Below are 25440 nucleotides of genomic sequence, written 5' to 3'. Positions count from 1 at the left end.
TAAACGATGAAAAAGCCAGGCCTTGCCTGGCTTTTTTGCGTTCAGGGCGTTCAACAGTGTCGGTCTGGCAGGTGTATCATCGTCCGGCGCGCGCGTTTGGTATATAGCGGACCATGGCACGGCGACCGATGTGCAACACCATTCTTTTCGGCGGGAAATCATGTTTCAAGCGATCCTGGTGGTTACCAATGTCCCCAGTGCTGAACTTGCCTCGGCAATAGCTACCTGTTTGGTGGAACAAGGCCTGGCAGCCTGTGTCAATATTCTTCCTGCGGTGCAGTCGGTTTATCGTTGGCAGGGTAAGGTTGAGCAAGCGGTCGAGATTCCATTGTTGATCAAAACGACGGAGACACGTTATGGAGAACTGCAGGCCGCGATACGCGCCCTGCACCCGTATGACATCCCGGAAATCATCGCCATTAATATCGATGCTGGCTTGCCTGCTTATTTAAACTGGATTGGTGCTGAAACTGTAAAGGCTTTGAATGTGTAATCGTTTGTACGCTCTTGTGGTGCGCTGCCTGTTGTCTTTGGTCTTTTTACCTGGCGTCATGCTGTTGCCGCTGTTCGCCCATGCAGAAAATTACCTCGCTCCTGAAGCGGCGTTCCAGTTCTCGGCACAGATGATTGATGCCAAGACAGTCGTGGTCACATACCGGATTGCGGATGGCTACCACATGTATCGAGAACAGTTTCGTTTTCGCGCCCAAGGTGCCACCTTGGGTACGCCCGAGATTCCAGCCGGGGAAGTGAAGTTTGATGCCAACTTTGGCAAGAATGTAGAAACCTATCGGCACAGTGTGCAGGTTCTGCTTCCTGTCACCACAGCTGGGAAATTTACGCTGACCTCAACCGGTCAAGGATGCGCCGACAAGGGATTGTGCTATCCCCCCATGGATAGCGTAGTCTCCTTATCACCTGCGATGATTGGACAGGAGCTTGGTCCTGGTGCGCAGCCCTTACAACAAACCAATAACGAAGCAGAGACCATTACTGCCACGCTCAAGGGCGGTAAGTTACTCCCCGTTCTATCGCTATTTTTGTTACTGGGTCTTGGCCTGTCGTTGACGCCTTGTGTCTTGCCCATGCTTCCGATCCTGTCCTCAATCATCGTGGGTGACGGAGCTCAATCCAGTCGTGGCCGTGGTTTTTTGCTCTCGTTGAATTATTCTTTCGGGATGGCATTGGTCTACACCGCACTCGGTGTTGCTGCAGGCCTCCTCGGCGAGGGCTTGTCGGCCACCTTGCAAAATCCCTGGGTACTCGGTGCATTTGCGCTATTGATGGCGGCTCTTTCGCTGTCAATGTTCGATGTCTATACCTTACAGCTACCCTCGGCATTGCAGTCACGCCTTACCAATGCCTCGGGCAAACAGGCGGGCGGAAAACTGTTAGGCGTCTTCCTGATGGGGGCAATCTCGGCACTGATCGTTGGGCCTTGTGTTGCCGCACCACTGGCTGGCGCCTTGCTCTACATCAGCCAGACGCGTGATATTGTGCTCGGCGGTGCAGCGCTGTTTGCTATGGCTGCAGGTATGAGTGTGCCACTGCTCTTGCTTGGCCTGTCGGCCGGCACCTTGTTACCGCGTGCTGGCATGTGGATGGATGGCATCAAGCGTTTCTTCGGCGTGTTAATGCTGGCAACGGCCTGGTGGATGGTATCGCCAGTGTTGCCCGCCTGGCTCAATGTGACTGGCTGGGCGGCGCTGGGTATCGGCTATGGAGCCTTCCTGTTATGGGGAGCTGCTGGTGGTTGGCTTGTGCGTGCACTGGGCCTGGTTGTGGCAACTCTGGGACTGCTGCAACTGGTCAACGTGAGCACGGGAGGGCGTGATGCTTTATCGCCGCTGTCTCATCTCGTTGCCCAGCCTGCAACTCGACAAGGCGCATCTGCCGAGACCAAATTCGTGCGCGTCAAATCGATTGCCGAACTTGATGTTGCTCTGGCACAGACTGCCGGCAAACCGGCACTTCTGGATTTTTATGCTGACTGGTGTGTCTCCTGCAAGGAGATGGAGCGCTACACCTTTTCCGATCCGGCGGTGAAAGAGAAGTTGGCCCAGCTAGTCTTGTTGCAGATCGACGTCACAGCCAATAATGCTGACGATAAAGCGATGCTCAAGCGCTTTCAGTTGTTTGGTCCGCCAGGGATCATCCTCTTCGACAGGCAGGGACGAGAACTTGCAGACAAGCGGATAATCGGATTCCAGAATGCAGAACAGTTCTTGCAGAGCTTGCTGCCATTAACGACTTCATAGCCTGCCGTTATTTGAATACACCTTAATAGTTGTTTGCAGCGTCGCCGCAGAACGTTATAGTAATTGTCCTCAATTTGCTTCCAAGGAGACTCAGATGACATTACGTTTAGGTGATACCGCCCCTGATTTTGAGCAAGAATCCTCGATCGGAAAGATCAAGTTTCACGAGTGGGCAGGTGATTCCTGGGTGGTGTTGTTTTCGCACCCGGCAGACTTTACGCCAGTGTGCACAACCGAACTGGGTCTGACTGCCAAGCTCAAGCCAGAATTCGACAAGCGCAACGTCAAGGCGATTGCCCTGTCGGTAGACGGTGCTGAGGCACATAATCAATGGATCAAGGATATTGAGGATACGCAAAAGACCGTCGTTGGTTTCCCTATTGTCGCCGACGTTGACAAGAAAGTTGCTGATTTGTACGACATGATTCATCCGAACCAATCGGAAACCGCAACCGTACGCTCGCTGTTTATCATCGATCCAAAGAAGAAGGTGCGTCTCATCATTACCTATCCGATGAGCACCGGCCGTAATTTCGATGAAGTGTTGCGTGTGCTGGATGCCTTGCAATTGACTGACGGCTATTCCGTGGCCACTCCAGGTAACTGGAAAGATGGCGATGACGTCATCATTCCTTTGTCGGTCAAGGACGAGGAAGTCATCAAGCAAAAATATCCCAAAGGTTACACAGCCCCACGTCCTTATCTGCGTATCACCCCTCAGCCGAACAAATAATCGGTACTTCGAGCATCACAAAAAACGCCTGTCATTGACAGGCTTTTTTTCGTCCGATCGTGTGCGTTATGTTGTGATAACAACGGCATGCCATTGCTGATAATGCTTGTCATTCTGTCAATCAAAAAAGTATTGGCAATTCCAAATTTTCTCATTAGACAAACATCGATCTTTCCCCTACAGTTTCCGTTTTTAAACTTGCCTTGCGTCGGCAATCAACAGCAGACCATCGTCCAAAGCGTAAGCCACATTGCTGGTGATGACGTTGCTGTGAGCAATGCCGCCAGTCAAAAGATGTCATCAGGAGAATGCAGTAATGAGTATCATCGGACACAACTACATCGGCGGTAGCCGCAGTGCTCAAGGTAACGAAATTTTGCGTAGTTTTGCGGCCGTCAGCGGCGAGGCGCACACCGTTTCTTTCCTGACCGCCACCGAACAGGAAGTTGCTGCAGCAGTGGATGCTGCAGCCCATGCCTATCCGACATATCGCAATCTCCCAGCCGCTGATCGCGCAAATTTTCTCGACACCATCGCGGAAGAAATTGATGCATTGGGAGATGATTTCATCGCAGAAGTTGCACGTGAGACCGCTTTGCCTGCGGCCCGTTTGCAAGGTGAGCGCAGCCGAACCAGCAATCAGATGCGTTTATTTGCCAAGGTCCTGCGACGCGGCGACTTTCATGGTGCTCGTATCGATACGGCATTGCCGCAGCGCCAGCCATTACCACGCCCGGATGTAAGGCAGGTCAAAATCGGCATTGGTCCGGTCGCGGTATTTGGCGCCAGCAACTTTCCGCTAGCGTTTTCGGTTGCAGGTGGTGATACCGCTGCGGCATTGGCAGCCGGTTGTCCGGTCGTGTTCAAGGCCCACAGTGGCCATCTGGTCACCTCTGAACTGATGGCCAATGCGATCGAACGTGCGGTTAAGCGCAGCGAGGTGCCGGCTGGTGTCTTCAACATGATCTATGGTGATCGTGTTGGCGCGCAACTGGTCAAGAGTGCCGGCATACAGGCGGTCGGCTTTACCGGTTCACTGCGTGGCGGCCGCGCTTTGTGCGACATGGCTGCCGCACGGCCGCAGCCGATTCCGGTGTTTGCGGAAATGTCGAGCATCAATCCTATCATTTTGCTGCCAGAAGCCTTGCAGGCGCGTGGCGATACCATTGCACGTGAGCTTGCGGCGTCGGTCGTGGTTGGCTGTGGTCAGCTTTGCACCAATCCAGGATTGCTGTTAGGTGTCCGTTCGCCCGCATTGACGCACTTCATCGAACAACTGCAGCAGGCCATGTCGGCGCAGTCGCCACAGACTATGCTTAACAGCGCCGGACTCAAGAATTATTGCAACGGTGTCGAGCGGCTCAAGCAGCAAGCCGGGGTCAGTGTGCTCGCCGCTGGTGGCAGCAGCGATACGCAGGCCGTGCCGCATTTGTTCAAGGGCGACGCTGCACTCCTGTTCGCGCAAGAGGCTCCGCTGGAAGAGGAGGTATTTGGTCCGAGCACGGTGATTGTCGAGCTGGAGTCGCGTGAGCAGTTGCTTGATTTTGCACGCACAATGCATGGACAACTCACGGCGACATTGCAGGCCGAGTCAGCAGATTTGCATGCCAATCAGGACCTGATTGCCTTGCTTGAGCAGAAGGCAGGCCGATTGTTGGTCAATGGCTTTCCGACAGGGGTGGAAGTGTGCGATGCGATGGTGCATGGTGGCCCTTATCCGGCGACTTCCGATGCGCGCGGCACTTCAGTGGGAAGCCTTGCCATTGAGCGCTTCTTGCGCCCGATCTGCTACCAGAATTATCCGGATGAATTGTTACCGGCTGCATTGCAGAACGCCAATCCACTAGGTTTGCTCAGACTTGTGGATGGCGAGCAGACGCATGCTGCTGTGCGCGATACGCGTCTGGCTTAATCGGGAAGACTTAAGCAGGAAGACTTAAGCAGGAAGACGCGGTCAACAGCAAAGGCGCAATGCTCTCGGGTGTTGCGCCTTATTTCTTCAGATAACGCGCAATATCCAGCGCAAAATAGGTCAATACGCCATCGGCGCCTGCACGCTTGAAGGCTAGCATCGCTTCCAGCATGGTCTTGTCGTGATCGAGCCAGCCGTTTTGGGCGGCAGCCTTGATCATGGCGTATTCACCGCTGACTTGATAGGCAAAGGTCGGGACCTTGAACTCATCCTTGACGCGGCGCACGATGTCCAGATACGGCATGCCTGGCTTGACCATGACCATGTCGGCACCTTCTGCCAGATCCAGTGCTACCTCGCGCAGTGCTTCATCGCTATTGGCTGGATCCATTTGGTAAGTGCTCTTGCTTCCCTTGCCAAGATTGGCAGCCGAACCCACCGCTTCGCGGAAGGGGCCGTAGAACGCCGACGCGTATTTGGCCGAGTAAGCCATGATGCGCGTGTGGATGAAACCCTCTGCCTCAAGTGCATTGCGTACGGCACCGATGCGGCCATCCATCATGTCTGAGGGGGCCACAATATCGACGCCTGCACGGGCTTGTGCCAATGCCTGTTGTACCAGCAAAGCGGAGGTTTCGTCGTTGAGGACATAGCCCTCGTCGTTCATGACGCCATCCTGGCCGTGGCTGGTGTATGGGTCCAGTGCGACATCGGTCAAAATGCCCAGTTCAGGGAAGCGCTGTTTGAGCGCATGCACTGCACGTGGGATCAATCCATCCGGGTTGATGGCTTCGATACCATCAGGCGTTTTCAGCGCCGGATCAATAACCGGGAACAAGGCCAATACCGGAATGCCAAGCGCGACACATTCTTCTGCCACCAGCAACAACTGGTCGATCGACAGGCGTTCCACCCCCGGTAGCGAGCCGACCGACGTACGCAGCTCGTGCCCTTCCTGAATGAAGACTGGATAAATCAGATCGGCAGTGGTGATCACGTTTTCTTGCATCAATGCACGAGAAAATGCATCTTTGCGCATACGGCGCATACGTAAGGCGGGGAACGGGGCTGGCTGAAGTGGAAGAGACATAATTACTCGCTAATCACATTAATGGCGCGTTAAGGCAGAACAATTTGCGCTAACAGTTGGTTAATTGACGATATTCAAACAATCCGTCGCTCTCGTGAAACTTTTTCCTCGGCAACAATCTCCTAAGCGTGGGCAAGTTGCCCCCCGCTTACCCTTCCCTCCCTGAGCGGGGCTCGTCGTACAAACGAGGAGCATTTGGCCCCGGAATGGCTTGACCTTCCGGGGTCTTTTTATGGAGTGATCGGATTACCTGGCACATTGCCGCGTTCAAGCATTGCTGGCGTCGTCAGTGGGCGGGTTGACTGACTCGACCGCTTTGAACGCGTCGATCTCTTCGGTCTCATCAATCTCACCGTTCAATCCTGCCAATTCCAGAATCCTGTCATTGGCTTCGTCAATTCCCGTTCGCTTGAGTGCTGAAAACAGCTGCGCCGTAAACGGGAATGGCTTGCCTTCTGCATCCACATAGCTGGCCAGGAAGGTGTGTGCCTGACGCAAGGCATTGGTTGCCTCGTTCCGGTTGAGCTTGTCAGCCTTGCTCAAAATGCAATGCAGTGGTTTGCCGGTGGGAGCAAACCATTCCACCATCTGAATGTCGAGATCGGTAAACGGGCGTCGTGAATCCACAATCATGACCAGTGCTGCGAGCTGATCGCGACGGCGCACATAGTCACCGAGCAGTTCCTGCCAGTGCAATTTGGCTGAGCCAGAGACTTCGGCGTAGCCATATCCAGGTAAATCCACTAGCAAGGCGCGAATTTCGTCGACCTTGGTTTCATCCTTGCGGTGCTGCCCAACGTGGGCGCCGCCGATGGAAAAATAATTGATGTGCTGCGTACGCCCCGGTGTCTTGGAGGCGAAGGCCAGCTTTTTTTGATTGCACAGGACATTGATCGCGGTCGATTTGCCAGCGTTGGAGCGGCCGGCAAAAGCAATCTCGGGAACGTGAGTGTTTGGCAAATCACGGAGATGGTTAACCGTGGTGAAGAAACGGGCTTGCCAAAGTTGGGACATGGTGTGGGGGAAAATGCATTAAAAGGGGGCAGAAACGCCGAAAAGCTATTGTACAATAAGGGCCTGCCTCGCGCGATGTTGAGCTGAGGCACGCGCTTTTACGGGGTCTTTCCCCCCGTTGTGTGGAGGAAAGCGCAGGAGACAAAAAAGTACAAAAGGTACAAAAGCGGGATCTAGCAGAACCAAGTAGAACCCAGCAGCACCAAGTAAGAAAAAGGGATCGTCGCCAACCGGGCATTTATTATCACAATCAAGTCTCAGGGTGTTTGAATGAATCGTACCTTTTCACCATTGCTGAAATTGTTGTTTGTGGCTGTATGCGCAATTTCTACTACCTTGTCTGTCGCTGCATCGGCCGAGGATAAAAAACCTGATGCAGCCAAAGGCGAAGCGCTCTATACCAATGGCGATCCAGGCCGCAATATTCTGGCCTGTGTTTCCTGTCACGGCGCTGCAGGCAACTCCACGATTACCACCAATCCTCGGCTAGCCGGGCAACATGCTGCCTATCTGAGCAAGCAGTTGCACGAATTTGCCACGCCTGCTCGCGCCAATCCGATCATGTCGCCGATGGCCAAGGCCTTGTCGGAGTCGGATATCGCCAATATTGCCGCCTATCTGAGTGCGCAGACGCCGAAGTCCGGTGCCGCCAAGGATAAGGATGCAATGGAGCTGGGCAAACATATCTGGCGCGCTGGCATTGCCGCAAAGAACGTACCGGCTTGTGCCGGTTGTCACAGCCCGAATGGCGCCGGGATTCCTGCACAGTATCCGCGTCTGGCTGGGCAGCATCAGGATTACACCGTCGGTGAGCTGAGCAACTTCCGCAGCGGTGCCCGGAGCAACAGCCCGCAGATGATGACGATTTCCGAGCGACTGTCGGACAAGGAAATCAAGGCAGTGGCGGATTACATTGCCGGCTTGAGGTAACTTGACGACCCTGATTGTCGTCGGATTCGGATAACATGGAGGGCGGCTGAAAAGCCGCTCTTTTTTTGTGTTTTTTCCATTTCGCCAGAGTGGCGAGGCAGCCGCTGAAAACTGCAAAAGCAGCATCGATTGAGGTAGCACTATGACGGGCAGTACCGCAGGGATAGAACTGAAGACCAGACAGCGTTGGCTGGCGAATGCAGTGGAGCTTTTTTCGTCGATGCGGTTTGCCATCAGTCTATTGACATTGATAGCGATCGCCTCTGTGATCGGGACCGTGCTCAAGCAAAACGAGCCAATGCCCAATTACGTCAACCAGTTCGGTCCATTCTGGTTTGAGATCTTCAACAAGCTCGGTCTGTACAGCGTTTACTCGACCTGGTGGTTCTTGCTGATCATGGGTTTTCTGGTGTTGTCGACCTCGCTGTGTATTGCTCGCAATGCACCCAAGATGATCAAGGATGTCAGTAGTTGGCGCGAAAATGTGCGCGAACAGTCGTTGCGCAATTTTCATCACAAGGCAGAGTGGCACGCCGGTCTGGCACCGAGTGAAATGGGTCGCCAACTGGCGCAGCGCGTGAGTGCCAGTGGTTATAAGGTCAAGCTGGTCGAGCGAGAAGATGCCATTCTGTTAGCGGCCAAGAAGGGCGCGGCCAACAAGTGGGGTTATATATTTGCGCATACGGCAATTGTGATCATCTGTCTCGGTGGCTTGCTTGACTCGAATTTGCCGATTCGCTTTCAGCAGTGGTTCTATGGCAAGACACCGTTTGCTGGCAACGGCATCATTGCCGACATCCCTCAACAACACCGGCTTGGCCCCGGAAATCCGAGCTTTCGTGGCAATACCCTGATTGCGGAAGGGGCCAGCAGCAGCACCACGATTCTGGCGCAACAGGATGGTGTCCTGATTCAGGATTTACCCATCACCATCAAACTTAGACGCTTCATCATTGACTACTATTCAACCGGTATGCCCAAGTTGTTTGCCAGTGATGTGACGGTGCGTGATAACGCGACCGGCAAAGTCTTCGACGCCACGATCAAGGTCAATGAGCCACTTATCTATCATGGTGTGGCCGTTTATCAGTCCAGTTTCGAGGATGGCGGCAGCAAACTGCGCCTGACTGGTTACCCGATGGTTGGCGCGGTCAATACCAGTTTCGAGATTGCCGGTGAGGTCAACGGCAGCACACCGCTGGAACAGGTAAAAGCTGCCGATTACACAGTTGAGTGGACCGGATTCCGGCCGTTCAATGTCGAGAACATGGGCGATAGCAATGGACAGGACGTACGCGGCGTCAATCTGGCAAAGGGGGTTAATCGCAAGCTGGCCGATGATCTTGATCAACATCTGGGATCGGCAGCCAAGGGTGCCAACACCAAGGATCTGAAAAACGTCGGTCCGAGTGTGCAGTACAAGTTGCGTGACAAGGCCGGCCAGGCACGTGAGTTCCTCAATTACATGCAGTCGGTCCACATTGACGGCGATGATGTATTCCTCGCCGGTGTGCGTGATCAACCTGATGAAGCCTTTCGTTATCTCCGTATCCCGGCCGATGACAACGACAGCGTCAGGGAGTGGATGGGCCTGCGCGCTGCCTTGGCCAATCCTGCCATGCGGGAGCAGGCAGCACAACGTTATGCGCGTGCAGCGATACGAAGTACTGGCTCGGCCCCTGATCCAATGCGCGAGCAGGTTCGGCAATCGGCGCTGCGAAGTCTGAGCATTTTTGCGGGCGACGGTAACGAGTCCGGGTTCACTGCAGTGTCACGTTTCCTGCAGGGAGTGCCGGCAGCCGAACAGGAAAAGGCCGCTGACATTTTCATGAAGATACTCAACGGCAGCATGTGGGAGTTGTGGCAGCTAGAACGGGCACAAGAGGGGCTGAAGGTGGTAGCGGCGGATACGAAGCATGCGCGCTTCCTGCAACTGGCGATCAATGCATTGGCTGACGCTGGCTTCTACCGCGCGCCTGTCTACCTGCAGTTGAGCGGCTTTGACGAGGTCAAGGCCTCGGTGTTTCAGGTAACTCGTTCGCCTGGTAAGAAAGTGGTTTATCTCGGGTGTTTGCTGTTGGTCCTTGGCGTATTTTCGATGCTGTATATCCGCGAGCGTCGCTTGTGGGTATGGATTCGCCCCGATCAAGGCGGCAGTAACGCGCTGATGGCCATGAGCACGCAACGCCGGACCCTTGATTTCGATAAGGAATATGCCAGCCTGCAAGCGAAACTGACGCATTCAGCGTAAGCTAACGCCGCACAATATGCGCTGGGAGCACCGCTTCCTATGCGCCCCGGCAGATAGCAGTCGGCATGGATCAGGTTACGATGCGCCTGGTAGTTGAAATTGGAGACAACGATGGAATTGAGTCAGACAAGCCAGACAGCTCAGAGTGAGGCTTACCCGCAAGAGGTCGGCTATTTCGGGCGCTTGAGTATGCTGGACTGGATTTATGCTATGGCACTGGTGGCGGCTTCGGTATTCGCTTTGAGCCGTTACGGTAGTCATATGGACTATTACGAAAAGGCCGTATTGCTGCTGGCGGCGCCGACCTTCGCTGCGCTTGGCTGGCACTGGAAGCAGGTGCGCTGGTTGATGGCACTGTTGGCATTTCTGTCACTGTCGGCGATTGCCATGTATGGCGGCACACTAGAGCAGGCAGATCACAAGTTCTTTCTCAAATACTTGCTCTCTAGCCAATCCGCCATTTTGTGGATGAGCACCTTGTTTTTCTTGTCGACCCTGTTTTACTGGGGTGGCTTGCTGGCACGCTCGGTCAGCAGCGCGGCAATCGCTTCAAAGCTGTGCTGGGCTGCGGTGGTGCTTGGCTTTACCGGCATGCTGGTGCGCTGGTATGAGTCGTATCTGATTGGAGTGGATATCGGCCATATTCCGATTTCCAACCTGTACGAAGTGTTCGTTTTGTTCTGCATGATCACCGCGCTGTTCTATCTGTACTATGAAGAGCGCTATGCAACCCGCCAGTTAGGACCCTTTGTGCTGCTGGTGATCAGTGCCGCGGTCGGCTTTTTGCTGTGGTACACCGTTGCGCGCGATGCCGCACAAATTCAGCCATTGGTCCCCGCATTACAGAGCTGGTGGATGAAAATCCATGTGCCGGCCAACTTCATCGGCTATGGCACCTTTGCACTATCGGCCATGGTTGCCGTCGCGTATCTGCTGAAATCGAAGGGCTATCTGGAGGACCGGCTACCTTCGCTGGAGGTGCTCGATGATGTTATGTACAAGGCCATCGCTGTCGGATTTACCTTCTTTACCATTGCCACAATTCTAGGGGCACTGTGGGCCGCCGATGCCTGGGGCGGATATTGGTCATGGGATCCCAAGGAAACCTGGGCGCTGATTGTCTGGCTCAATTACGCCGCCTGGTTGCATATGCGTCTGATGAAGGGGCTGCGCGGGCAGGTAGCTGCGTGGTGGGCCCTGATTGGCCTGGTAGTGACGACATTCGCATTTCTTGGCGTCAATATGTTTCTGTCGGGATTGCACTCCTACGGCGAGCTGTAATATCGCAGCGACACTTTCTGCATACCGCCTCTCTCTTGGGGCGGTATTGGCTCTACATCCTTCCTGTCTGAACTCTCCATAAAATCTGCATAAATGCTTGTTAGTGTCGTCGCTCCAGGCTACCGGTGATGTGCACCACGATCTTGCATGTTGCTGTTTAGTCAATTTATCACGCGATTTTATTTTTGCTGCTACCGCGTATGTTTTTACGCTGGTAGATTTTTTGTTTTTCTAAGTGATTGTTAATAAAAGAGATTTTATATATTGCGTAGCAGCAAAAATGACAGAACTTATATATATCTTGCAGTTTCCTGACAAAAAATTGAATTTTGCGTATTCCAAATCGTATTTGGTGCGTTAATGGACATACGGTGCGCCAAAACCGCGCATCTGGAGCAGCCACAGAGAGAATCCAATTGCTGCTCGGTCATGGAGAAATCTTTGAGCAATGGTTAGGAAAAATCTTATGCAAACCATAGAACGCGATATACAGGTCAAGAGCAGCACTAAACCGCTTTCTCCATTCGTGATGGCGGTCAAGGAAGGTCGGTGCGGCAAGGTGATTCAACCCGGTCGCAGCAAAGGCCGTGAAGACGATTGCTCTGCCTACGACAAGCTGCCCAAGCAGATGGATGACATCGTGGAAGGTGAGTCACCTAAACGTTTCAAGCGGCCCAAAATGGCTAGCGACATTGTGGCGCGCTGAGCGTCATCGACAGGCATTGATTGAAAAGCCGGCTAAGACCGGCTGTGTAGCAGAGGTCGACGAACTCAGTTTTCCTCGCGTGGATCGCGCGACAATAACTGCGCCACCATTTCTCTGACGGCAACACCATCGAACAGTGCGCCAGCAACGGCATTGGTGATTGGCATATCGACACCATGCTGCTGTGCCAGCAAGCGTACTGCCTGCGCGCAACGTACACCCTCAGCAACATGACCCAGCTCGGCCACGATTGCGTCGAGTTGCTTGCCTTGTGCCAACCCAAGACCAACACGCCGATTGCGCGAAAGGTCGCCGGTACAGGTCAGAATCAGGTCGCCTACTCCTGACAATCCCATAAAAGTTTCTGCCCGGCCACCGAGTGCTATGCCGAGCCGGGTAATTTCTGCCAGCCCGCGGGTCATCAATGCGGCGCGTGCGTTGAGACCAAGTTGCAGGCCATCAGCGGCACCGGTGGCGATGGCCAAGATATTTTTCACGGCACCACCAATTTCCACGCCCACCAGATCATCACTGGAGTAGACCCGCAAATTGGCACCGTGTACGGCAGCCACTACTCGCGCGCAAAGCGACTTGTCCTTGCTGGCGATAGTGAGCGCGCAGGGGAGACCCTTGGCCACTTCCTGCGCAAAGGATGGTCCCGACAACGCGCCCGTTGCAATCTTGTCACCCAGCACAGCGGTAACAATCTGATGGGGCATGAGCAGGGTTTGTTCTTCCAGTCCCTTGCACAGCCAGACCAGATTGGGGATGTTGTGGTGTTGCAGGGTTGTACACAGCGCACGTAGGCCGGAGACCGACGATGCAACAATCAGCAGGCTGTCATTCGGCTTCTGCTCCACATGCGAGAGGGCAGCCTCGAAATCAGCGGTTACCGTTAATGCGTCTGGTAGCGTAAAGCCACTGAGATAGGTGTGATTTTCGCGCCGGGCAGATGCCTGTTCCATGGCTTCACGATTACGGCCCCACAGCACGACGTTATGACGTTGAGCGAGGTTGATCGCAAGCGCAGTACCCCAGGCGCCAGCACCGAGTATGGAAATATTCATGAGCTCAATCCCGAGCGTGGATGCAGAAATCGATCAGCATGCCTCAGTTGCCCCACACATCGGTCGCTTTGACGTAGCCGCTTTGTCCATCGCGATGCTTGACTTTCAGCCAGCCGGCAGTGGAGACCGGATCTGTCAGCTCCAGCAGGACATTCTTGTCGGCGGTAAAAACGATGGCGCCATTGTCATCGGCGCTAGCGCGAATTTTTGCATTGGCGGCGGTGATGATCACGTTCCTTTTAGGCGTCAGCATCTTGGTCATGATCCAGGTTAGCTTGCCCTCGGCATCGCGGATTTTGCTCCAGTCACCGTAGGTTGTGACGACTTCTACCGGCATACCGCGTGGTGCGATATGGGTGCGGCGACCTTTTTCCGATGGAGCATCGTACAGAATTGCCGGCTCTGCGCCGACTGACTGAAAGTCGATCGCGTGGGCAGGTGTTGTCATGGCCGTGGACAGCAATAAGGCAGAGAACATCAGGGGAACGAATTTCATGGGCAAGCTCCGCGAGAGAGTGGATGGCAATTGGAAATTGGCAAAGGTAGCCAATGTCTGCAATGAAAGCAGCGTAGCACTTTGCCTGGTTGACGTGCGCTATCGGGACCGATGCACAGAACATGAGAAGTGCATTGCCCCGACTTAACTTGACGTTTAGTCCTGGCAATGCACGATTGCTGCAGAATCAGTTGACAGTATTGGTACCGTTGACCAGTGTGCTATTTTGTTGCTCCGCAATTGCCTGCAGACGTTGCTGATAGAACACTTCAAAATTGATTTCCGCCAGATGAACCGGTGGGAAGCCGGCACGTGTAATCACATCGGCAATATTGGCGCGCAGATACGGATAGATGATGTTCGGGCAACCGATACCCAGCAATGGATCAAGTTGCTCATTGGGAACATTGCGCACCTCGAAAATACCAGCCTGCTTGCCTTCTACCAGAAAAGCGACCTTGTCATTGACCTTGGCAGTCACCGTGATTGTCACGGTCGATTCAAAAATGCCATCGGCCAGTGCCTCGGCACCCACATCAACGGCTACCTCGATTGCTGGAGAGTCTTGCTCCAGAAAAATTGCCGGCGAATTGGGTTGCTCCAGCGACAAGTCCTTCAGGTATACACGTTGAATCTGGAAAACAGGTTGCTGTTCAGCTTGTTGGTTTTCTTCCGACATGGAATGCTTTCGTTTCAGGTTAAATGGTAAAAACAGGCATAAAGGATAGCAGACAGCGTCAGTTTGCAATAGTCGGCAATGGCCGGGAATGGGCGCCAATATCAGACAAGATGCAGTCAACTACCTCGATAAGTGGTTAACTGTGTTGTCGTGGCAAGTTACGCTGTGGTGCCTTGCAACAGTGGATCAACACCGCCGTTACGGTCCAGCGCGCTGAGATCGTCAAAGCCACCGACATGGGTGTCTCCAATATAAATCTGCGGCACAGTACGACGGCCAGTCTTTTTCATCATGGCCTCACGTTCTTGCGGATCGAGGTCAACGCGCACCTTTTCAATTTCCGTGACACCTTTGCTCAGTAGCAAACGCTCGGCCATCACACAGTAGGGGCAGACTGCAGTGCAGTACATGACAACGCGCGCAGTCATTTGGTCGCCTTCTGACCTGCGGTTGGCAAACCTTGTACCTGCCAGGCAGCAATGCCGCCGGTGAGGCCGTATACTTCGGTGAAGCCGGCCTTTTTGAGGATGCCCTCAGCCTTCCCGGATTGGGTGCCCGACTGACAGACAACGATCACGCTCTTGCTTTTGAATTTATCAAGTTCGCCAATGCGTTGTGCCAGTTCCTTGAGAGGGATGTTACGGGCATCGCGCAGATGGGACGCGGCGAACTGCTCGGTATCGCGTACGTCCAATACCAGTGCTTTGCCAGTGTTGATGCGTTGGGTTGCCTCCAACAGGCTAAGCTTGCTGCCACGTTGTTGCAGGTAAGGAACGAGCAGCGCGCCACCAGAAATGATGACCAGGCCGATCAGAAAAATATTGTCTACGATGAATTTCACGGGATCTCAATGGGTTTACTGAATCTCGGCATTATAAAATAGAAGCAGCAAGCTATTTAATTCTTCCCACCCAATTTTCAATCGTAATCAAACTTACTATGTACAAAATCGTTTTCATGCGCCACGGCGAGTCGACTTGGAACCTCGCAAATCGTTTTACCGGCTGGGTAGATGTTGATCTGACTGAAAAAGGTGTGGCAGAAGCCAAACAGGCTGGCAAATTGCTCAAAGAGGCCGGTTTTACCTTTGATCTGGCCTACACGTCGGTCCTCAAACGCGCCATCCGTACCTTGTGGACGACGCTCGATGAAATGGACATGATGTGGTTGCCAGTCCAGCATGACTGGCGCCTCAACGAGCGGCATTACGGTGCGTTGCAGGGCTTGAACAAGGCTGAGACCGCCGCCCAGTATGGCGATGAGCAAGTGCTGGTCTGGCGTCGCAGCTATGACACGCCTCCTAATCCGCTGGAGCCAGGTGACCCGCGCGCTTCTTACAATGACCCACGCTATGCGCATTTGCAGAAGGAACAGATTCCACTGACCGAATGCCTCAAGGATACCGTGGCGCGCGTGTTGCCTGCATGGAATGACTCGATTGCACCGGCCATCCGTGCTGGCAAAAAGATCATTGTATCCGCCCACGGCAATAGCCTGCGGGCCCTGATCAAGTATCTCGACGGCATCAGCGATAGCGATATCGTCGGCCTCAATATTCCCAACGGTCAGCCGCTGGTCTATGAGCTGGATGCTGATCTGAAGCCAATCAAGAGCTATTATCTGGGTGATCAGTCCGCCATCGAGGCCGCGCTCAAGGCTGTTGCCAATCAAGGGAAATCCAAATAAAGACCGCTGCAGGCATGTTCAAGTCGTACCTCAACACCGGCGCCGCGCTGTTTTTGCGGCGCCCGTTCTTGTTGCGCACATTGTCTACCAGCTGGCTGTTGGGAAGTGCGCTGTGGCTGGCCTGCGTACCACTGCAAGTCCACGCACAGACCCAACAGGCCAGTGAGCGCGGTCGTCAAAAGCAGGCGGCTGAAAAGGAGCGGGCTGATCTGCAGCAGCGCCTGGCGACGCTCAAGCGTGATATCGACAAGACCGAAACTGCCAAGGGCAATGCCGCCGATGCGCTGGCTGAGTCCGAGCAAGCCATCTCCAAGGCGAACCGTGCATTACGTAATTTGCAGCAAGAACAGGCCGATACGGAGGCGCGCCTGGACGTGCTGGTAAGGCAGCAGTCGGATCTGTCACAGGTGGTGAACGGCCAGCAGGTCCAATTATCGACCCTGTTGCGCCAGCAATATGTCGCCGGTAACGAAGACCGCATCAAGCTGCTGCTATCTGGTGATAATCCCAATCGCATCAATCGCGAGTTGCAGTATATGGGGTATGTATCACAAGCCCAGGCCAAGCTGATCGAAACCCTGCGCCTAAACCTGCAGGCTATCAAGGACAACAAGGCGGCGACCCAGAATGCCAAGTTCGAGCTGGAAGAAATCGCTCAGGAACAGAATCAGCAAAAGCAATTGCTTGAGCAGCAAAAGGTCAAACGCGGTACTTTGCTGGCGCAGCTGTCAAGCAAGCTCAATGCGCAACGCAAGGAAGCTGGCAATATGCAGCGCGACGAGCAGCGCCTCTCTGGCCTCGTCGACAAGCTCGCACAATTGATCGAAGAGCAAAAGAAGGCGGAAGCCGCTGCCCGCGAGAAGCGCCGTCAGGAGTTGCTGGCCAAGGCTGAACGTGACAAGCGCACCGCTCAGCAGTCACGCTCGACGCCGGGAACAAAAGGGCGCTCGGCGCCGTCGGAGGCAGATGGTGATACGGGTGCCGGCGCACCTTCACTGGGACGCAATGATGCTGTGCCGTCGCCGGACGAGAACTTTGGCAAGCCGTTCGCCAGTCTGCGTGGCCAGCTGCGATTGCCGGTGCGTGGTGATCTGATTGCCAAGTTTGGCGGTAAGCGCGGTGATGGTCCAACCTGGAAAGGTTTGTTCATTCGCGCTCCCGAGGGCACCGAAGTGCGGGCTATTGCGGCAGGCAGAGTGGTCTATGCTGACTGGTTGCGCGGCTTCGGCAATCTGCTGATTGTGGATCATGGCAGCCAGTACATCACGATTTATGGCAATAACCAGTCAGTGCTAAAGCAGGCAGGAGATCTTGTGAAAGCTGGCGAAGTCATCGCCAGTGCAGGTAATAGCGGCGGCAATGAGCAATCGGGTTTATACTTTGAAATGCGGCATCAGGGCCGCGCATTCGACCCACTAAGCTGGGTAACTACTAGGTGAAACATGGGCAGCAAACTCAAGAATATTGGTCTTATCAGTTTGGGCGTGATTGCCGGCGTAGCGGCATCAATGCAATTCGACGCTATCGCACAAAAGAACGTGGCAGCGGCATTACCATTGGAAGAGCTGCGGCAGCTGACCGATGTCTTCGGTCTGATCAAAACAGATTATGTGGAGCCGGTCGAGGACAAGAAGCTGCTCACCGAGGCCATTTCCGGCATGGTGGCATCTCTGGACCCGCATTCAGCCTACCTCGACAAGAAGGCGTATAAGGAGTTGCGCGAAGGGACGATGGGTAAATTCGTCGGTCTGGGCATCGAAGTCGGGATGGAAGATGGCTATGTAAAGGTTATTTCGCCGATCGAGGATTCCCCCGCCTATCGCGCTGGCATCAAGGCAGGAGACCTGATCACCCGCCTCGATTCAACCCCGGTCAAAGGCTTGACGCTGGATGAGGCGGTCAAGAAGATGCGCGGCGAACCGAATACCAAGATTACACTGACCATCGCCCGCAAGGATGAAGACAAGCCGGTTGTTTTGACCATCACACGCCAGGAAATTCGCGTTCAGAGCGTCAAGGCGAAGGTCATTGAGCCAGGTTACGCATGGGTGCGAGTGACGCAGTTCCAGGAGCCTACCGTTGATGACATGGCCAAGAAGATTCTGGCGATCTACGCTCAAGAGCCAAATCTGAAGGGCCTGGTTCTGGATCTGCGCAACGATCCGGGTGGTGTTTTGCCTGGTGCTATTGGTGTGTCGGCAGCCTTCTTACCCAAGGATTCTGTGGTCGTGACGACCAACGGTCAGTTGGCCAGCTCCAAGGCCAGCTTCCTCGCCAAGCGTGAGTATTATTCGATCAACCCACTGTCTGATCCGCTGTCCAAACTGCCAGATGCGTTGAAGTCTGTACCATTGGTGGTCTTGGTGAATTCCGGTTCGGCGTCGGCTTCAGAGATCGTGGCAGGTGCGTTGCAGGATTACAAGCGCGCTACCATCATGGGTACACAGACCTTCGGCAAGGGCTCGGTACAGTCAGTGATTTCCTTGCCACCAGACAAGGAAACAGCCGTCAAGCTGACCACAGCTCGTTATTACACACCAAATGGTCGTTCGATTCAGGCGCGGGGTATTGTTCCTGACATCATGGTCGATGAATATGCTGATGGCGATGGTCTCAACGGTTTGCGTCTGCGTGAAGCGGATCTGACAAAGCATCTGACCAATGACAAGGACAAGAACACCAGCGAAGTCAAGGCTGCAACCGTCGACGAGAAAGAAGAAGAGCGTCTGATTGCGCAGGAAAAGAAGCGCAAGCCACTCGAGTTCGGCAGCAAGGAAGACTTCCAGCTGGCACAGGCAATCAATCATCTCAAGGGTTTGCCGGTCCAGGTCTCCAAGGTTCAGCCAGACTTGCGTGAGGATACCAGCGACGACAAGGCTGCGGCCAAGGATGGCAAGGGATCTTCACAAAAGAGCGACAAGAAGTAATCGCCTCATCGTCGCTCAGGTAGAAGGCCGCAGCCAGTCCGGCTGCGGCCTTCTTCATTTCAGGGAGGCTGCGGGGTATGACGTGGTATTCGCCAATGTTGTCATGATGAACAACCGCGACCTGAAACAGACAGGCAATCAAGCACGATCTACATGAATACGCCGCAATGAACGACCAGCAACTATTACGCTACTCACGCCATATACTGCTTGATGAAATCGATATCCCCGGGCAGGAGCGCTTGCTGGCTGCGCATGCACTCGTGATTGGCAGCGGTGGCCTGGGTTCTCCTGTTGCGCTGTATCTGGCCTCGGCTGGCATCGGAAAAATCACGCTGGTTGACGACGATACGGTGGATCTGACCAATTTGCAGCGACAGATCATGCATACCACGCAGCGGGTTGGCATGCTCAAGGTTGCCTCCGGGCGCGAGGCAATGACCCAGATCAATCCTGATGTTGACGTCGTCACCGTTGCCGAGCGGGTTAGTGAAGCGCAATTGGCGGCGCTGGTGCAAGGTGCCTCGGTAGTGCTTGATTGCAGTGATAATTTCGCCACGCGTCATGCCGTTAATCGTGCCTGCGTACATCATGGTGTGCCTCTTGTATCGGGAGCCGCGATCCGCTTCGATGGCCAGATCAGCGTATTTGACACGCGGCGCAAGAATGCCCCTTGTTATGCCTGCCTGTTTCCGCCGGATCAACAATTTGAAGAAGTCCAGTGTTCAACCATGGGCGTATTTTCGCCACTGGTTGGCATTATTGGCACCATGCAAGCCGCTGAAGCGCTCAAACTGGTTGCCCAAGTGGGCGAGCCATTGATTGGCCGGCTCCAGATCCTGGATGCACGACGCATGGAATGGACCACGATTCAATTCCAGCGCAATAGCGCTTGTCCGGTTTGTGGCGGCACCCATTTATAGAACTGGCAAAGTGTTGCTGTTTTGATGGCTTGCAGTTGCTAATCGTTCTGCTTCCTATGTGGGGCTGTGCCCAAGTCGCATTTCTGTGCGCACTTGTGGTATACACTGTGTTGGTTAAGGGTCTTGCGCGCCGAGTCAAATCTACGGGGTAGACGGGCGCAGAGAAAAAATCTCGTAGCACACTGAAATATCAGTCCGGATTCGCTGCGGATAAGTTGGCAAGTTCATTGGCAGGCAATATTGTTAGTGTAAAATCCTTCACCGTTGAAATTGGAAGTCAGAAACATCTATTGCCAGCCTACAGTGTTGGCAGTTGACTGAGCCGATGAATACAGTCTGGTAGCAAAGTGGACGAATGCACCTGCGTTGATTGCAACATTGGTGTCATCGGCAGCAAGGGAAGTGGATTCAAAAGCGACCAAATCCAGCGACAGTGCAGATCCCAAATCATGCGCATGTCAGGCAGGCGTTCTGGTAAAACCCGAAAGCAGGCGCTGGATTAAAGGATAAAATTGAAAAACCCGTAGTATTGAAAGTAAGCGAAGTGGCAACTAAAACTCCCAAAACTACCCCTGAGACGCAAACATTGCTCACTGAGGAGCAAATCCTCAAGATGGGCGAAAAAGATTACATGAACGAAGCGCAGCTGGCTTTTTTCAAGAACCGTTTGCAACAGCTGGAAAAAGATTTGCTCAAGAATGCCGGTGAAACTACCGAGCACTTGCGCGAAACCGTGCTCGTGCCTGATCCCGCCGACCGCGCAACGATCGAAGAAGAGCATGCGCTGGAATTGCGTACCCGTGACCGTGAACGTAAATTGCTCAAGAAGGTACAGCAATCCATCGTTTCTATAGATGCTGGCGAATATGGCTGGTGTGAAGAAACTGGAGAGCCTATTGGCATTCCGCGTCTGTTGGCTCGTCCGACTGCGACACTGTCGCTGGAAGCCCAGCAGCGTCGTGAATTGAAGCAAAAGCTCTACGGCGATTAATTCACGCGATAGCACTTGACTGCTGAAACCGATGGTGCCCCTTGTGGGCCTCGTCGGTTTTGTTGTTTTCTGACGTGATACTTCGCCGCTTCTTACCTGCTGGCAGGGCTTTATTTGATCGGCAGGCGAATCGTGTTTTTGACCTCTTCCATGACGGCATAGGTGTGCGTTTCTCGCACGCCCTTAAGCTGCAGCAGTGACTTGCCCAGAAATTCCCGATAAGCATTCATATCCTTGACCCTTGATTTGACCAGGTAGTCAAAGCCTCCCGCCACCATGTGGCACTCCATGATTTCCGGAATGCTCTGCACGCTTTTCTTGAATGCCTCAAACACATCGGCCGTCGTGCGGTCGAGCACGACCTCAATGAACACTAGCAAGGATACGTCCAGCAACTCAGGATTAAGCTGTGCCGCATATCCCAGGATATAGCCCGCTTCCTGCAGTTTGCGTACCCGTTCCAGGCAGGCTGCAGGGGACAAATTGACGCGCGTGGCCAGATCAACATTACTGATGCGACCGTCATTCTGTAGTTCTGACAGAATTTTTTTGCTGATTTTGTCCAGTGTAGCCATAGATTTTGAATATTATTCTGATAAATGGAGATTGTATGAATTTAATTTTGATTATAGAGACAATTATCGGAACTAATATCAGACAAGAGTAAATAAAATCGAGCTCGCACAAAGAGTCGCACCGGACCCCGGATGCGCCCCGCCTACCAGAGCTCAGAGGAGAGACCCTTGCCATGAAGTCATATCTGTATTCGCACTTGTAGCAATCGCTTTCCGCATCAGCTATAAAATCCTGCCGGGTCTCAAAAGGATCGGCCGGAAATGACGATTTACCCACCTGACCTTCACCATCGAGAGGAACATTACATGTATAACCGCATGACTATTATTGCCGCTTCACTTGCCATCCTGCCAGCGATTGCCTGTGCCCAGGAAGTGCAAACCGTGAAGATCGGCTTCAGCAGTCCGCTGACCGGCCCGCAAGCATCTGCTGGTAAGGACAATCAAGGCGGTTTGCAACTGGCAATCGAACGCCTGAACACACAAGGCCTGGTAATCGGTGGCAAGAAGATTAAATTTGAAATGGTCGCAGAAGATGACCAGGCTGATCCAAAGTCGGGCGTTGCTGCTGCACAGAAGCTCGCTGATATGGGTGTCAAGGCTGTTGTTGGTCCTTACAACTCAGGCGTGACCATTCCAGCGTCGCGTGTGTACAACGAAGCAGGTATCGTGACAGCAACTGTTGCTTCCAATCCTAAGGTGACACAGCAAGGTTTCGTGAACCTGTTCCGTGTGGCAGCCAGCGATAGTCAGCTGGGTGGCAAGATGGCACTGTATGCAGCCAAGGAATTGAAGATCAAGACTGTCTCCGTGATCGATGATCGCACCGCTTACGGTCAAGGTCTGGCAGAAGAGTTCACCAAGGTTGCACTGGCCAACGGCATCAAGGTCGTCAGCAAAGACTTCACCAACGACAAGGCAACCGATTTCTCGGCCATCCTGACCTCCATCAAGGGCAAGAAGCCTGATGCCGTGTTCATTGGCGGTTATGCACCACAAGGTGCGCCGATCAAGCGTCAGATGAAGCAGCTGGGTATTGATGCAGTGTTGTTGGGTGGCGACGGTATTTGCTCGCCGGAAATGGGGCGTCTGGGTGGTGATGCCATCGGCGACACCGTCTACTGCACACAAGGCGGCACCATGCTTGAGAAGGCCAAGGAAGGCAAAGCTTTTTCTGAAGAGTATCAAAAGAAGTTTGGCCGTCCTGCAGAAACCTACGCCGTGTCCTTCTACGACGGCATGATGCTGATTGCACAAGCCATGAAGGCGGCCAACTCGGTTGAACCAAAGCAATACGGCCCAGCCCTGGCCAGCATCAAGTACAAGGGTGTCGTTGGCGAATACGAGTTTGACGACAAACATGACCTGAAGCAATCGCCAGTGACGGTGTTCCGCTTTAAGGATGGTTTGCCAGTTGCGCTGACCAGCTACTGATCACAGTCGGTAGATTGTTGATCCTGGAAGCGGGCCATACAGGCCCGCTTCTGTTACCAGCGATACCAGTTCCCCGTAGTTCACAAATGCTTGCCCCTGTTGTTTGGCGGGGGCAGCTTTTGTGCATCTGCACATGCAGCTTTCTGGTGCAAATGGTCGCAAATGCAATACACTCCTGCCATTGAGCTCTGCGGCATGGAAATGGCAGGCTGCCCAGTTTGCTTGTAAAAGGTTTTTTTAGAGGAAGTCGCATGCTCAGTTACACCCGCACCGTTCAGACGATCGATGCCCATACCGGCGGTGAGCCGTTGCGCATTATCGTGTCCGGATTGCCGCCGGTACCGGGCGGCAATATTCTGGAGAAACGCGACTGGCTCAAGCAACATCGAGATGACCTGCGGCAGTTTTTGATAAACGAGCCGCGCGGTCATGCCGACATGTACGGCGCCTATCTGCTTCCCCCCATCACGCCAAACGCCGACTTTGGCGTTATTTTTATCCACAACGAAGGCTACAGCGACATGTGCGGCCACGGCATCATCGCGTTGGGAAAAGTATTGGTGGAGATGGGGTATGTCGAGCGTACCGAACCGACTACCCGCATCTGCTTTGACGCCCCAGCCGGCTTCATTGAAGCGCGCGTGGAGTGGGATGGTGTGCGTGCTGGCAAGGTGACCTTCAAGAACGTTCCTGCCTTCATCTATGCGCGTGATGTCGTGGTCGAGACCCCCAGCTTTGGTCAGATCACTGGCGATATCGTTTTCGGTGGCGCGTTCTACTACTACATCAATGCCGACCAGGCTGGTCTGAGCGTGAAACCCGAACAAGTGCGTCAACTGATCCAGCTGGGTGCCGAAACCAAAGCCGCAGTCAAGGCCAAGGTCAGCATTGTTCATCCGCTGGAGCCAGGTTTGAATACTCTGTATGGCACCATCATCGACAGCGCCCCGCAAGTAGTCGGTGCAGATCAGTCCAACGTTTGCATTTTTGCTGATCGCGAAGTGGACCGGTCACCGACCGGCACCGGTACCTCCGGGCGTGCTGCGCAATTGTTCCTGCGAGACCGCCTCGCGCTCAATCAGGATCTGGTCAACGCCAGCATAGTCGGCAGCAAGTTCAGTGTCCGTGTGACTGAGTCGACCCGCGTTGGTGCGTTCGATGGCGTAATTACTGAAGTTACCGGATCCGCTCACATCATGAGCACCAATCAATGGGTGTTGGAAGACACCGATCCTTTCCCTACCGGATTTTTCCTGCGATGAGCGTGCCTGTCCTGAACGCGCGGGAAACTGCCCAGGCGCTCCCCTACAAGCAACTTGTACCGGCCTTGTCGCAAGCCGCGCAGGAGCTCTTTGCTGGCAAGATCACTGCGCCTGAACGGCAGGTGGTGCCCATCGGTGGCGCCAATGTGCTGCTCAGCATGCCCGCCATCGGCGCTGATATCAGTGTCACCAAACTGATCACCGTACACCCGGACAATAGCGCTCATGAGCTGCCGACGATCCAGGGCGAAGTCATCGTATTTGATACCAAGACCGGTCGTCGCCTGGTACAACTCGACGGCCCGACAGTAACTGCGCGCCGCACTGCAGCGATGACCTTGCTGGGAATCGACGTACTAGGCATTCGCAAGCCCAAATCCGCGCTGTTGATTGGTGTTGGTGTGCAGGCCGCGGCGCATGCTGCGGCATTGTCGGATTATTTTGGAATCCGCCGCTTCTGGGTTGCCGGACGTGATGCCGAGCGTACTGAAAGTTTTTGCCGGGCATTAAGTGCCCGCGTGCCCGGTATCGAAGCTAACGCCATCAGCATGGCGCAGTTGAAGTCCGATGTGCCAGCCGCGGATGTACTCATTTCACTGACCACCTCGCGTACGCCGGTGATTCCAGCCAAGCTGGCTGCCCGCACGCTTGCCATTGGTGTTGGTGCCTTCAAGCCGGATATGGTGGAGTTTCCCGCATCGTTGCTGGCCGAACGCATCATCGTTGTCGACGATCTGGAAGGTGCCAAGCACGAGGCCGGTGATTTGATTCAGGCCAAGGTCGATTGGCAGCGGGTGCGCGTATTGGGTGACCTGCTGGCCGGTGGACCACCATTACAAGGCATGCCGATTTTCAAGACAGTAGGACAGGCAGCATGGGATTTGGCCGCTGCGCGTGTGGTATGCGAAGGCATGCTTGCGTCAGCGGAATAGGATATCCGCAATTACCAATTGTGGATTTAACAAGAACCGGTCTGTCGCAAGCAGACCGGCATTAAAGAAGTATCGAAGCAGAGGAGACATATGGACATTTTCATCCAGCAAATCATCAACGGATTAGTGCTCGGCAGCATGTATGCGCTGATCGCGTTGGGATACACGATGGTCTACGGAGTACTGAACCTGATCAATTTCGCCCACGGCGACGTGCTCATGATCGGCGCCATGGCAGGTTTGAGTATTCTCAAGCTGGTACAGGCACTGGCCCCCGGGCTGCCTGGCATCGT

Annotated in this window: 24 protein-coding genes and 1 pseudogene; 17 read left to right on the top strand and 8 right to left on the bottom strand. The window is 54.1% G+C overall.

Annotated features, from left to right (window positions below; genetic code table 11):
- The first annotated feature begins 160 nt into the window (after positions 1-160).
- The 4 genes from cutA (at position 161) to FHW66_RS19650 (ending at position 4903) form a co-directional block, all read left to right on the top strand.
- Positions 161-493, top strand: coding sequence for a divalent-cation tolerance protein CutA (gene cutA, locus FHW66_RS19665; RefSeq protein ID WP_183381532.1), 333 nt, complete (start codon positions 161-163; stop codon positions 491-493).
- Entirely contained in the window at positions 486-2258 is a 1773-nt protein-coding gene (gene dsbD / locus FHW66_RS19660) for a protein-disulfide reductase DsbD (RefSeq protein WP_183381531.1), read from the top strand. The genes cutA and dsbD overlap by 8 nt, the downstream gene beginning before the upstream one ends.
- Positions 2259-2352: 94 nt before the next feature.
- Positions 2353-2991 (top strand): peroxiredoxin, encoded by a 639-nt coding sequence (locus FHW66_RS19655; RefSeq protein WP_183381530.1) that lies wholly within the window; start codon positions 2353-2355, stop codon positions 2989-2991.
- A 316-nt stretch (positions 2992-3307) separates the two neighbouring features.
- A complete protein-coding gene (locus FHW66_RS19650; protein WP_183381529.1) occupies positions 3308-4903 on the top strand; it encodes an aldehyde dehydrogenase (NADP(+)) in 1596 nt (531 codons plus the stop codon).
- A gap of 79 nt (positions 4904-4982) precedes the next feature.
- Here the strand turns inward: FHW66_RS19650 and hemB are convergent, their stop codons facing one another.
- Both hemB and yihA read right to left on the bottom strand, forming a co-directional pair.
- Positions 4983-5993 carry a porphobilinogen synthase gene (hemB, locus tag FHW66_RS19645; protein WP_183381528.1) on the bottom strand — a complete coding sequence of 337 codons (1011 nt, stop codon included), beginning with the start codon at positions 5991-5993 and terminating at the stop codon, positions 4983-4985.
- Positions 5994-6260: 267 nt separating this feature from the next.
- Entirely contained in the window at positions 6261-7007 is a 747-nt protein-coding gene (yihA, locus tag FHW66_RS19640) for a ribosome biogenesis GTP-binding protein YihA/YsxC (RefSeq protein ID WP_183381527.1), read from the bottom strand.
- A gap of 270 nt (positions 7008-7277) precedes the next feature.
- Between yihA and FHW66_RS19635 the strand changes: the two genes are divergently transcribed.
- The 4 genes from FHW66_RS19635 (at position 7278) to FHW66_RS19620 (ending at position 12175) form a co-directional block, all read left to right on the top strand.
- The gene (locus FHW66_RS19635; RefSeq protein ID WP_183381526.1) at positions 7278-7937 is read left to right on the top strand and encodes a cytochrome c; all 660 of its coding nucleotides are present in this window, start codon (positions 7278-7280) and stop codon (positions 7935-7937) included.
- Between the two features lie 142 nt (positions 7938-8079).
- Positions 8080-10188 (top strand): cytochrome c biogenesis protein ResB, encoded by a 2109-nt coding sequence (locus FHW66_RS19630; protein WP_183381525.1) that lies wholly within the window; start codon positions 8080-8082, stop codon positions 10186-10188.
- 111 nt (positions 10189-10299) lie between these two features.
- Positions 10300-11469 (top strand): c-type cytochrome biogenesis protein CcsB, encoded by a 1170-nt coding sequence (ccsB, locus tag FHW66_RS19625; RefSeq protein WP_183381524.1) that lies wholly within the window; start codon positions 10300-10302, stop codon positions 11467-11469.
- A 466-nt stretch (positions 11470-11935) separates the two neighbouring features.
- Entirely contained in the window at positions 11936-12175 is a 240-nt protein-coding gene (locus tag FHW66_RS19620; protein WP_183381523.1) for a hypothetical protein, read from the top strand.
- Positions 12176-12240: 65 nt separating this feature from the next.
- Here the strand turns inward: FHW66_RS19620 and FHW66_RS19615 are convergent, their stop codons facing one another.
- The 5 genes from FHW66_RS19615 to FHW66_RS19595 all read right to left on the bottom strand — a co-directional run bounded on the left by FHW66_RS19615 (position 12241) and on the right by FHW66_RS19595 (position 15258).
- Positions 12241-13242 carry an NAD(P)H-dependent glycerol-3-phosphate dehydrogenase gene (locus FHW66_RS19615; protein WP_183381522.1) on the bottom strand — a complete coding sequence of 334 codons (1002 nt, stop codon included), beginning with the start codon at positions 13240-13242 and terminating at the stop codon, positions 12241-12243.
- A gap of 43 nt (positions 13243-13285) precedes the next feature.
- Positions 13286-13738 (bottom strand): SH3 domain-containing protein, encoded by a 453-nt coding sequence (locus FHW66_RS19610; protein ID WP_183381521.1) that lies wholly within the window; start codon positions 13736-13738, stop codon positions 13286-13288.
- A gap of 187 nt (positions 13739-13925) precedes the next feature.
- Positions 13926-14417 carry a protein-export chaperone SecB gene (secB, locus tag FHW66_RS19605; protein ID WP_183381520.1) on the bottom strand — a complete coding sequence of 164 codons (492 nt, stop codon included), beginning with the start codon at positions 14415-14417 and terminating at the stop codon, positions 13926-13928.
- A 158-nt stretch (positions 14418-14575) separates the two neighbouring features.
- Positions 14576-14845 carry a glutaredoxin 3 gene (gene grxC, locus FHW66_RS19600; protein WP_183381519.1) on the bottom strand — a complete coding sequence of 90 codons (270 nt, stop codon included), beginning with the start codon at positions 14843-14845 and terminating at the stop codon, positions 14576-14578.
- Positions 14842-15258 (bottom strand): rhodanese-like domain-containing protein, encoded by a 417-nt coding sequence (locus FHW66_RS19595; protein WP_183381518.1) that lies wholly within the window; start codon positions 15256-15258, stop codon positions 14842-14844. The genes grxC and FHW66_RS19595 overlap by 4 nt, the downstream gene beginning before the upstream one ends.
- Positions 15259-15356: 98 nt before the next feature.
- Here FHW66_RS19595 and gpmA point away from each other — a divergent pair, with 98 nt between their 5' ends.
- The 5 genes from gpmA (at position 15357) to dksA (ending at position 20944) form a co-directional block, all read left to right on the top strand.
- A complete protein-coding gene (gene gpmA, locus FHW66_RS19590; RefSeq protein ID WP_183381517.1) occupies positions 15357-16103 on the top strand; it encodes a 2,3-diphosphoglycerate-dependent phosphoglycerate mutase in 747 nt (248 codons plus the stop codon).
- 14 nt (positions 16104-16117) lie between these two features.
- Entirely contained in the window at positions 16118-17542 is a 1425-nt protein-coding gene (locus FHW66_RS19585) for a murein hydrolase activator EnvC (protein ID WP_183381516.1), read from the top strand.
- Positions 17543-17545: 3 nt separating this feature from the next.
- Positions 17546-19030 (top strand): S41 family peptidase, encoded by a 1485-nt coding sequence (locus tag FHW66_RS19580; RefSeq protein ID WP_183381515.1) that lies wholly within the window; start codon positions 17546-17548, stop codon positions 19028-19030.
- A gap of 167 nt (positions 19031-19197) precedes the next feature.
- The gene (locus tag FHW66_RS19575; protein WP_183381514.1) at positions 19198-19953 is read left to right on the top strand and encodes a molybdopterin-synthase adenylyltransferase MoeB; all 756 of its coding nucleotides are present in this window, start codon (positions 19198-19200) and stop codon (positions 19951-19953) included.
- 586 nt (positions 19954-20539) lie between these two features.
- Positions 20540-20944: an RNA polymerase-binding protein DksA gene (gene dksA / locus FHW66_RS19570; RefSeq protein WP_183381554.1), complete on the top strand. Its 405-nt coding sequence runs from the start codon at positions 20540-20542 to the stop codon at positions 20942-20944.
- Between the two features lie 110 nt (positions 20945-21054).
- Here the strand turns inward: dksA and FHW66_RS19565 are convergent, their stop codons facing one another.
- A complete protein-coding gene (locus tag FHW66_RS19565; RefSeq protein WP_183381513.1) occupies positions 21055-21519 on the bottom strand; it encodes an Lrp/AsnC ligand binding domain-containing protein in 465 nt (154 codons plus the stop codon).
- Positions 21520-21825: 306 nt separating this feature from the next.
- Here FHW66_RS19565 and FHW66_RS19560 point away from each other — a divergent pair, with 306 nt between their 5' ends.
- The 4 genes and pseudogenes from FHW66_RS19560 to FHW66_RS19545 form a co-directional block, all read left to right on the top strand.
- Positions 21826-22953 (top strand): branched-chain amino acid ABC transporter substrate-binding protein, encoded by a 1128-nt coding sequence (locus tag FHW66_RS19560; RefSeq protein ID WP_183381553.1) that lies wholly within the window; start codon positions 21826-21828, stop codon positions 22951-22953.
- Between the two features lie 251 nt (positions 22954-23204).
- A complete protein-coding gene (gene lhpH / locus FHW66_RS19555) occupies positions 23205-24215 on the top strand; it encodes a trans-3-hydroxy-L-proline dehydratase (protein ID WP_183381512.1) in 1011 nt (336 codons plus the stop codon).
- A 2-nt stretch (positions 24216-24217) separates the two neighbouring features.
- On the top strand, positions 24218-25147 hold the full coding sequence (locus FHW66_RS19550) for a delta(1)-pyrroline-2-carboxylate reductase family protein (protein WP_183381552.1): 930 nt from the start codon (positions 24218-24220) through the stop codon (positions 25145-25147).
- 90 nt (positions 25148-25237) lie between these two features.
- Positions 25238-25440, top strand: a pseudogene (locus FHW66_RS19545) (branched-chain amino acid ABC transporter permease); the annotation flags it as partial.

The sequence above is a fragment of the Herbaspirillum sp. Sphag64 genome, from assembly GCF_014192645.1.
GTDB lineage: Bacteria > Pseudomonadota > Gammaproteobacteria > Burkholderiales > Burkholderiaceae_D > Herbaspirillum.
The sequence above is the reverse complement of the archived record's forward strand: the minus strand, read 5'-3'. Positions and strand labels throughout refer to the sequence as shown.

Coding starts and splice junctions, on each gene's coding strand:
- cutA (WP_183381532.1), top strand. CDS start 161: ATGTTTCAAGCGATCCTGGTGGTTACCAATGTCCCCAGTGCTGAACTT.
- dsbD (WP_183381531.1), top strand. CDS start 486: ATGTGTAATCGTTTGTACGCTCTTGTGGTGCGCTGCCTGTTGTCTTTG.
- FHW66_RS19655 (WP_183381530.1), top strand. CDS start 2,353: ATGACATTACGTTTAGGTGATACCGCCCCTGATTTTGAGCAAGAATCC.
- FHW66_RS19650 (WP_183381529.1), top strand. CDS start 3,308: ATGAGTATCATCGGACACAACTACATCGGCGGTAGCCGCAGTGCTCAA.
- hemB (WP_183381528.1), bottom strand. CDS start 5,993: ATGTCTCTTCCACTTCAGCCAGCCCCGTTCCCCGCCTTACGTATGCGC.
- yihA (WP_183381527.1), bottom strand. CDS start 7,007: ATGTCCCAACTTTGGCAAGCCCGTTTCTTCACCACGGTTAACCATCTC.
- FHW66_RS19635 (WP_183381526.1), top strand. CDS start 7,278: ATGAATCGTACCTTTTCACCATTGCTGAAATTGTTGTTTGTGGCTGTA.
- FHW66_RS19630 (WP_183381525.1), top strand. CDS start 8,080: ATGACGGGCAGTACCGCAGGGATAGAACTGAAGACCAGACAGCGTTGG.
- ccsB (WP_183381524.1), top strand. CDS start 10,300: ATGGAATTGAGTCAGACAAGCCAGACAGCTCAGAGTGAGGCTTACCCG.
- FHW66_RS19620 (WP_183381523.1), top strand. CDS start 11,936: ATGCAAACCATAGAACGCGATATACAGGTCAAGAGCAGCACTAAACCG.
- FHW66_RS19615 (WP_183381522.1), bottom strand. CDS start 13,242: ATGAATATTTCCATACTCGGTGCTGGCGCCTGGGGTACTGCGCTTGCG.
- FHW66_RS19610 (WP_183381521.1), bottom strand. CDS start 13,738: ATGAAATTCGTTCCCCTGATGTTCTCTGCCTTATTGCTGTCCACGGCC.
- secB (WP_183381520.1), bottom strand. CDS start 14,417: ATGTCGGAAGAAAACCAACAAGCTGAACAGCAACCTGTTTTCCAGATT.
- grxC (WP_183381519.1), bottom strand. CDS start 14,845: ATGACTGCGCGCGTTGTCATGTACTGCACTGCAGTCTGCCCCTACTGT.
- gpmA (WP_183381517.1), top strand. CDS start 15,357: ATGTACAAAATCGTTTTCATGCGCCACGGCGAGTCGACTTGGAACCTC.
- FHW66_RS19585 (WP_183381516.1), top strand. CDS start 16,118: ATGTTCAAGTCGTACCTCAACACCGGCGCCGCGCTGTTTTTGCGGCGC.
- FHW66_RS19580 (WP_183381515.1), top strand. CDS start 17,546: ATGGGCAGCAAACTCAAGAATATTGGTCTTATCAGTTTGGGCGTGATT.
- FHW66_RS19575 (WP_183381514.1), top strand. CDS start 19,198: ATGAACGACCAGCAACTATTACGCTACTCACGCCATATACTGCTTGAT.
- FHW66_RS19565 (WP_183381513.1), bottom strand. CDS start 21,519: ATGGCTACACTGGACAAAATCAGCAAAAAAATTCTGTCAGAACTACAG.
- FHW66_RS19560 (WP_183381553.1), top strand. CDS start 21,826: ATGTATAACCGCATGACTATTATTGCCGCTTCACTTGCCATCCTGCCA.
- lhpH (WP_183381512.1), top strand. CDS start 23,205: ATGCTCAGTTACACCCGCACCGTTCAGACGATCGATGCCCATACCGGC.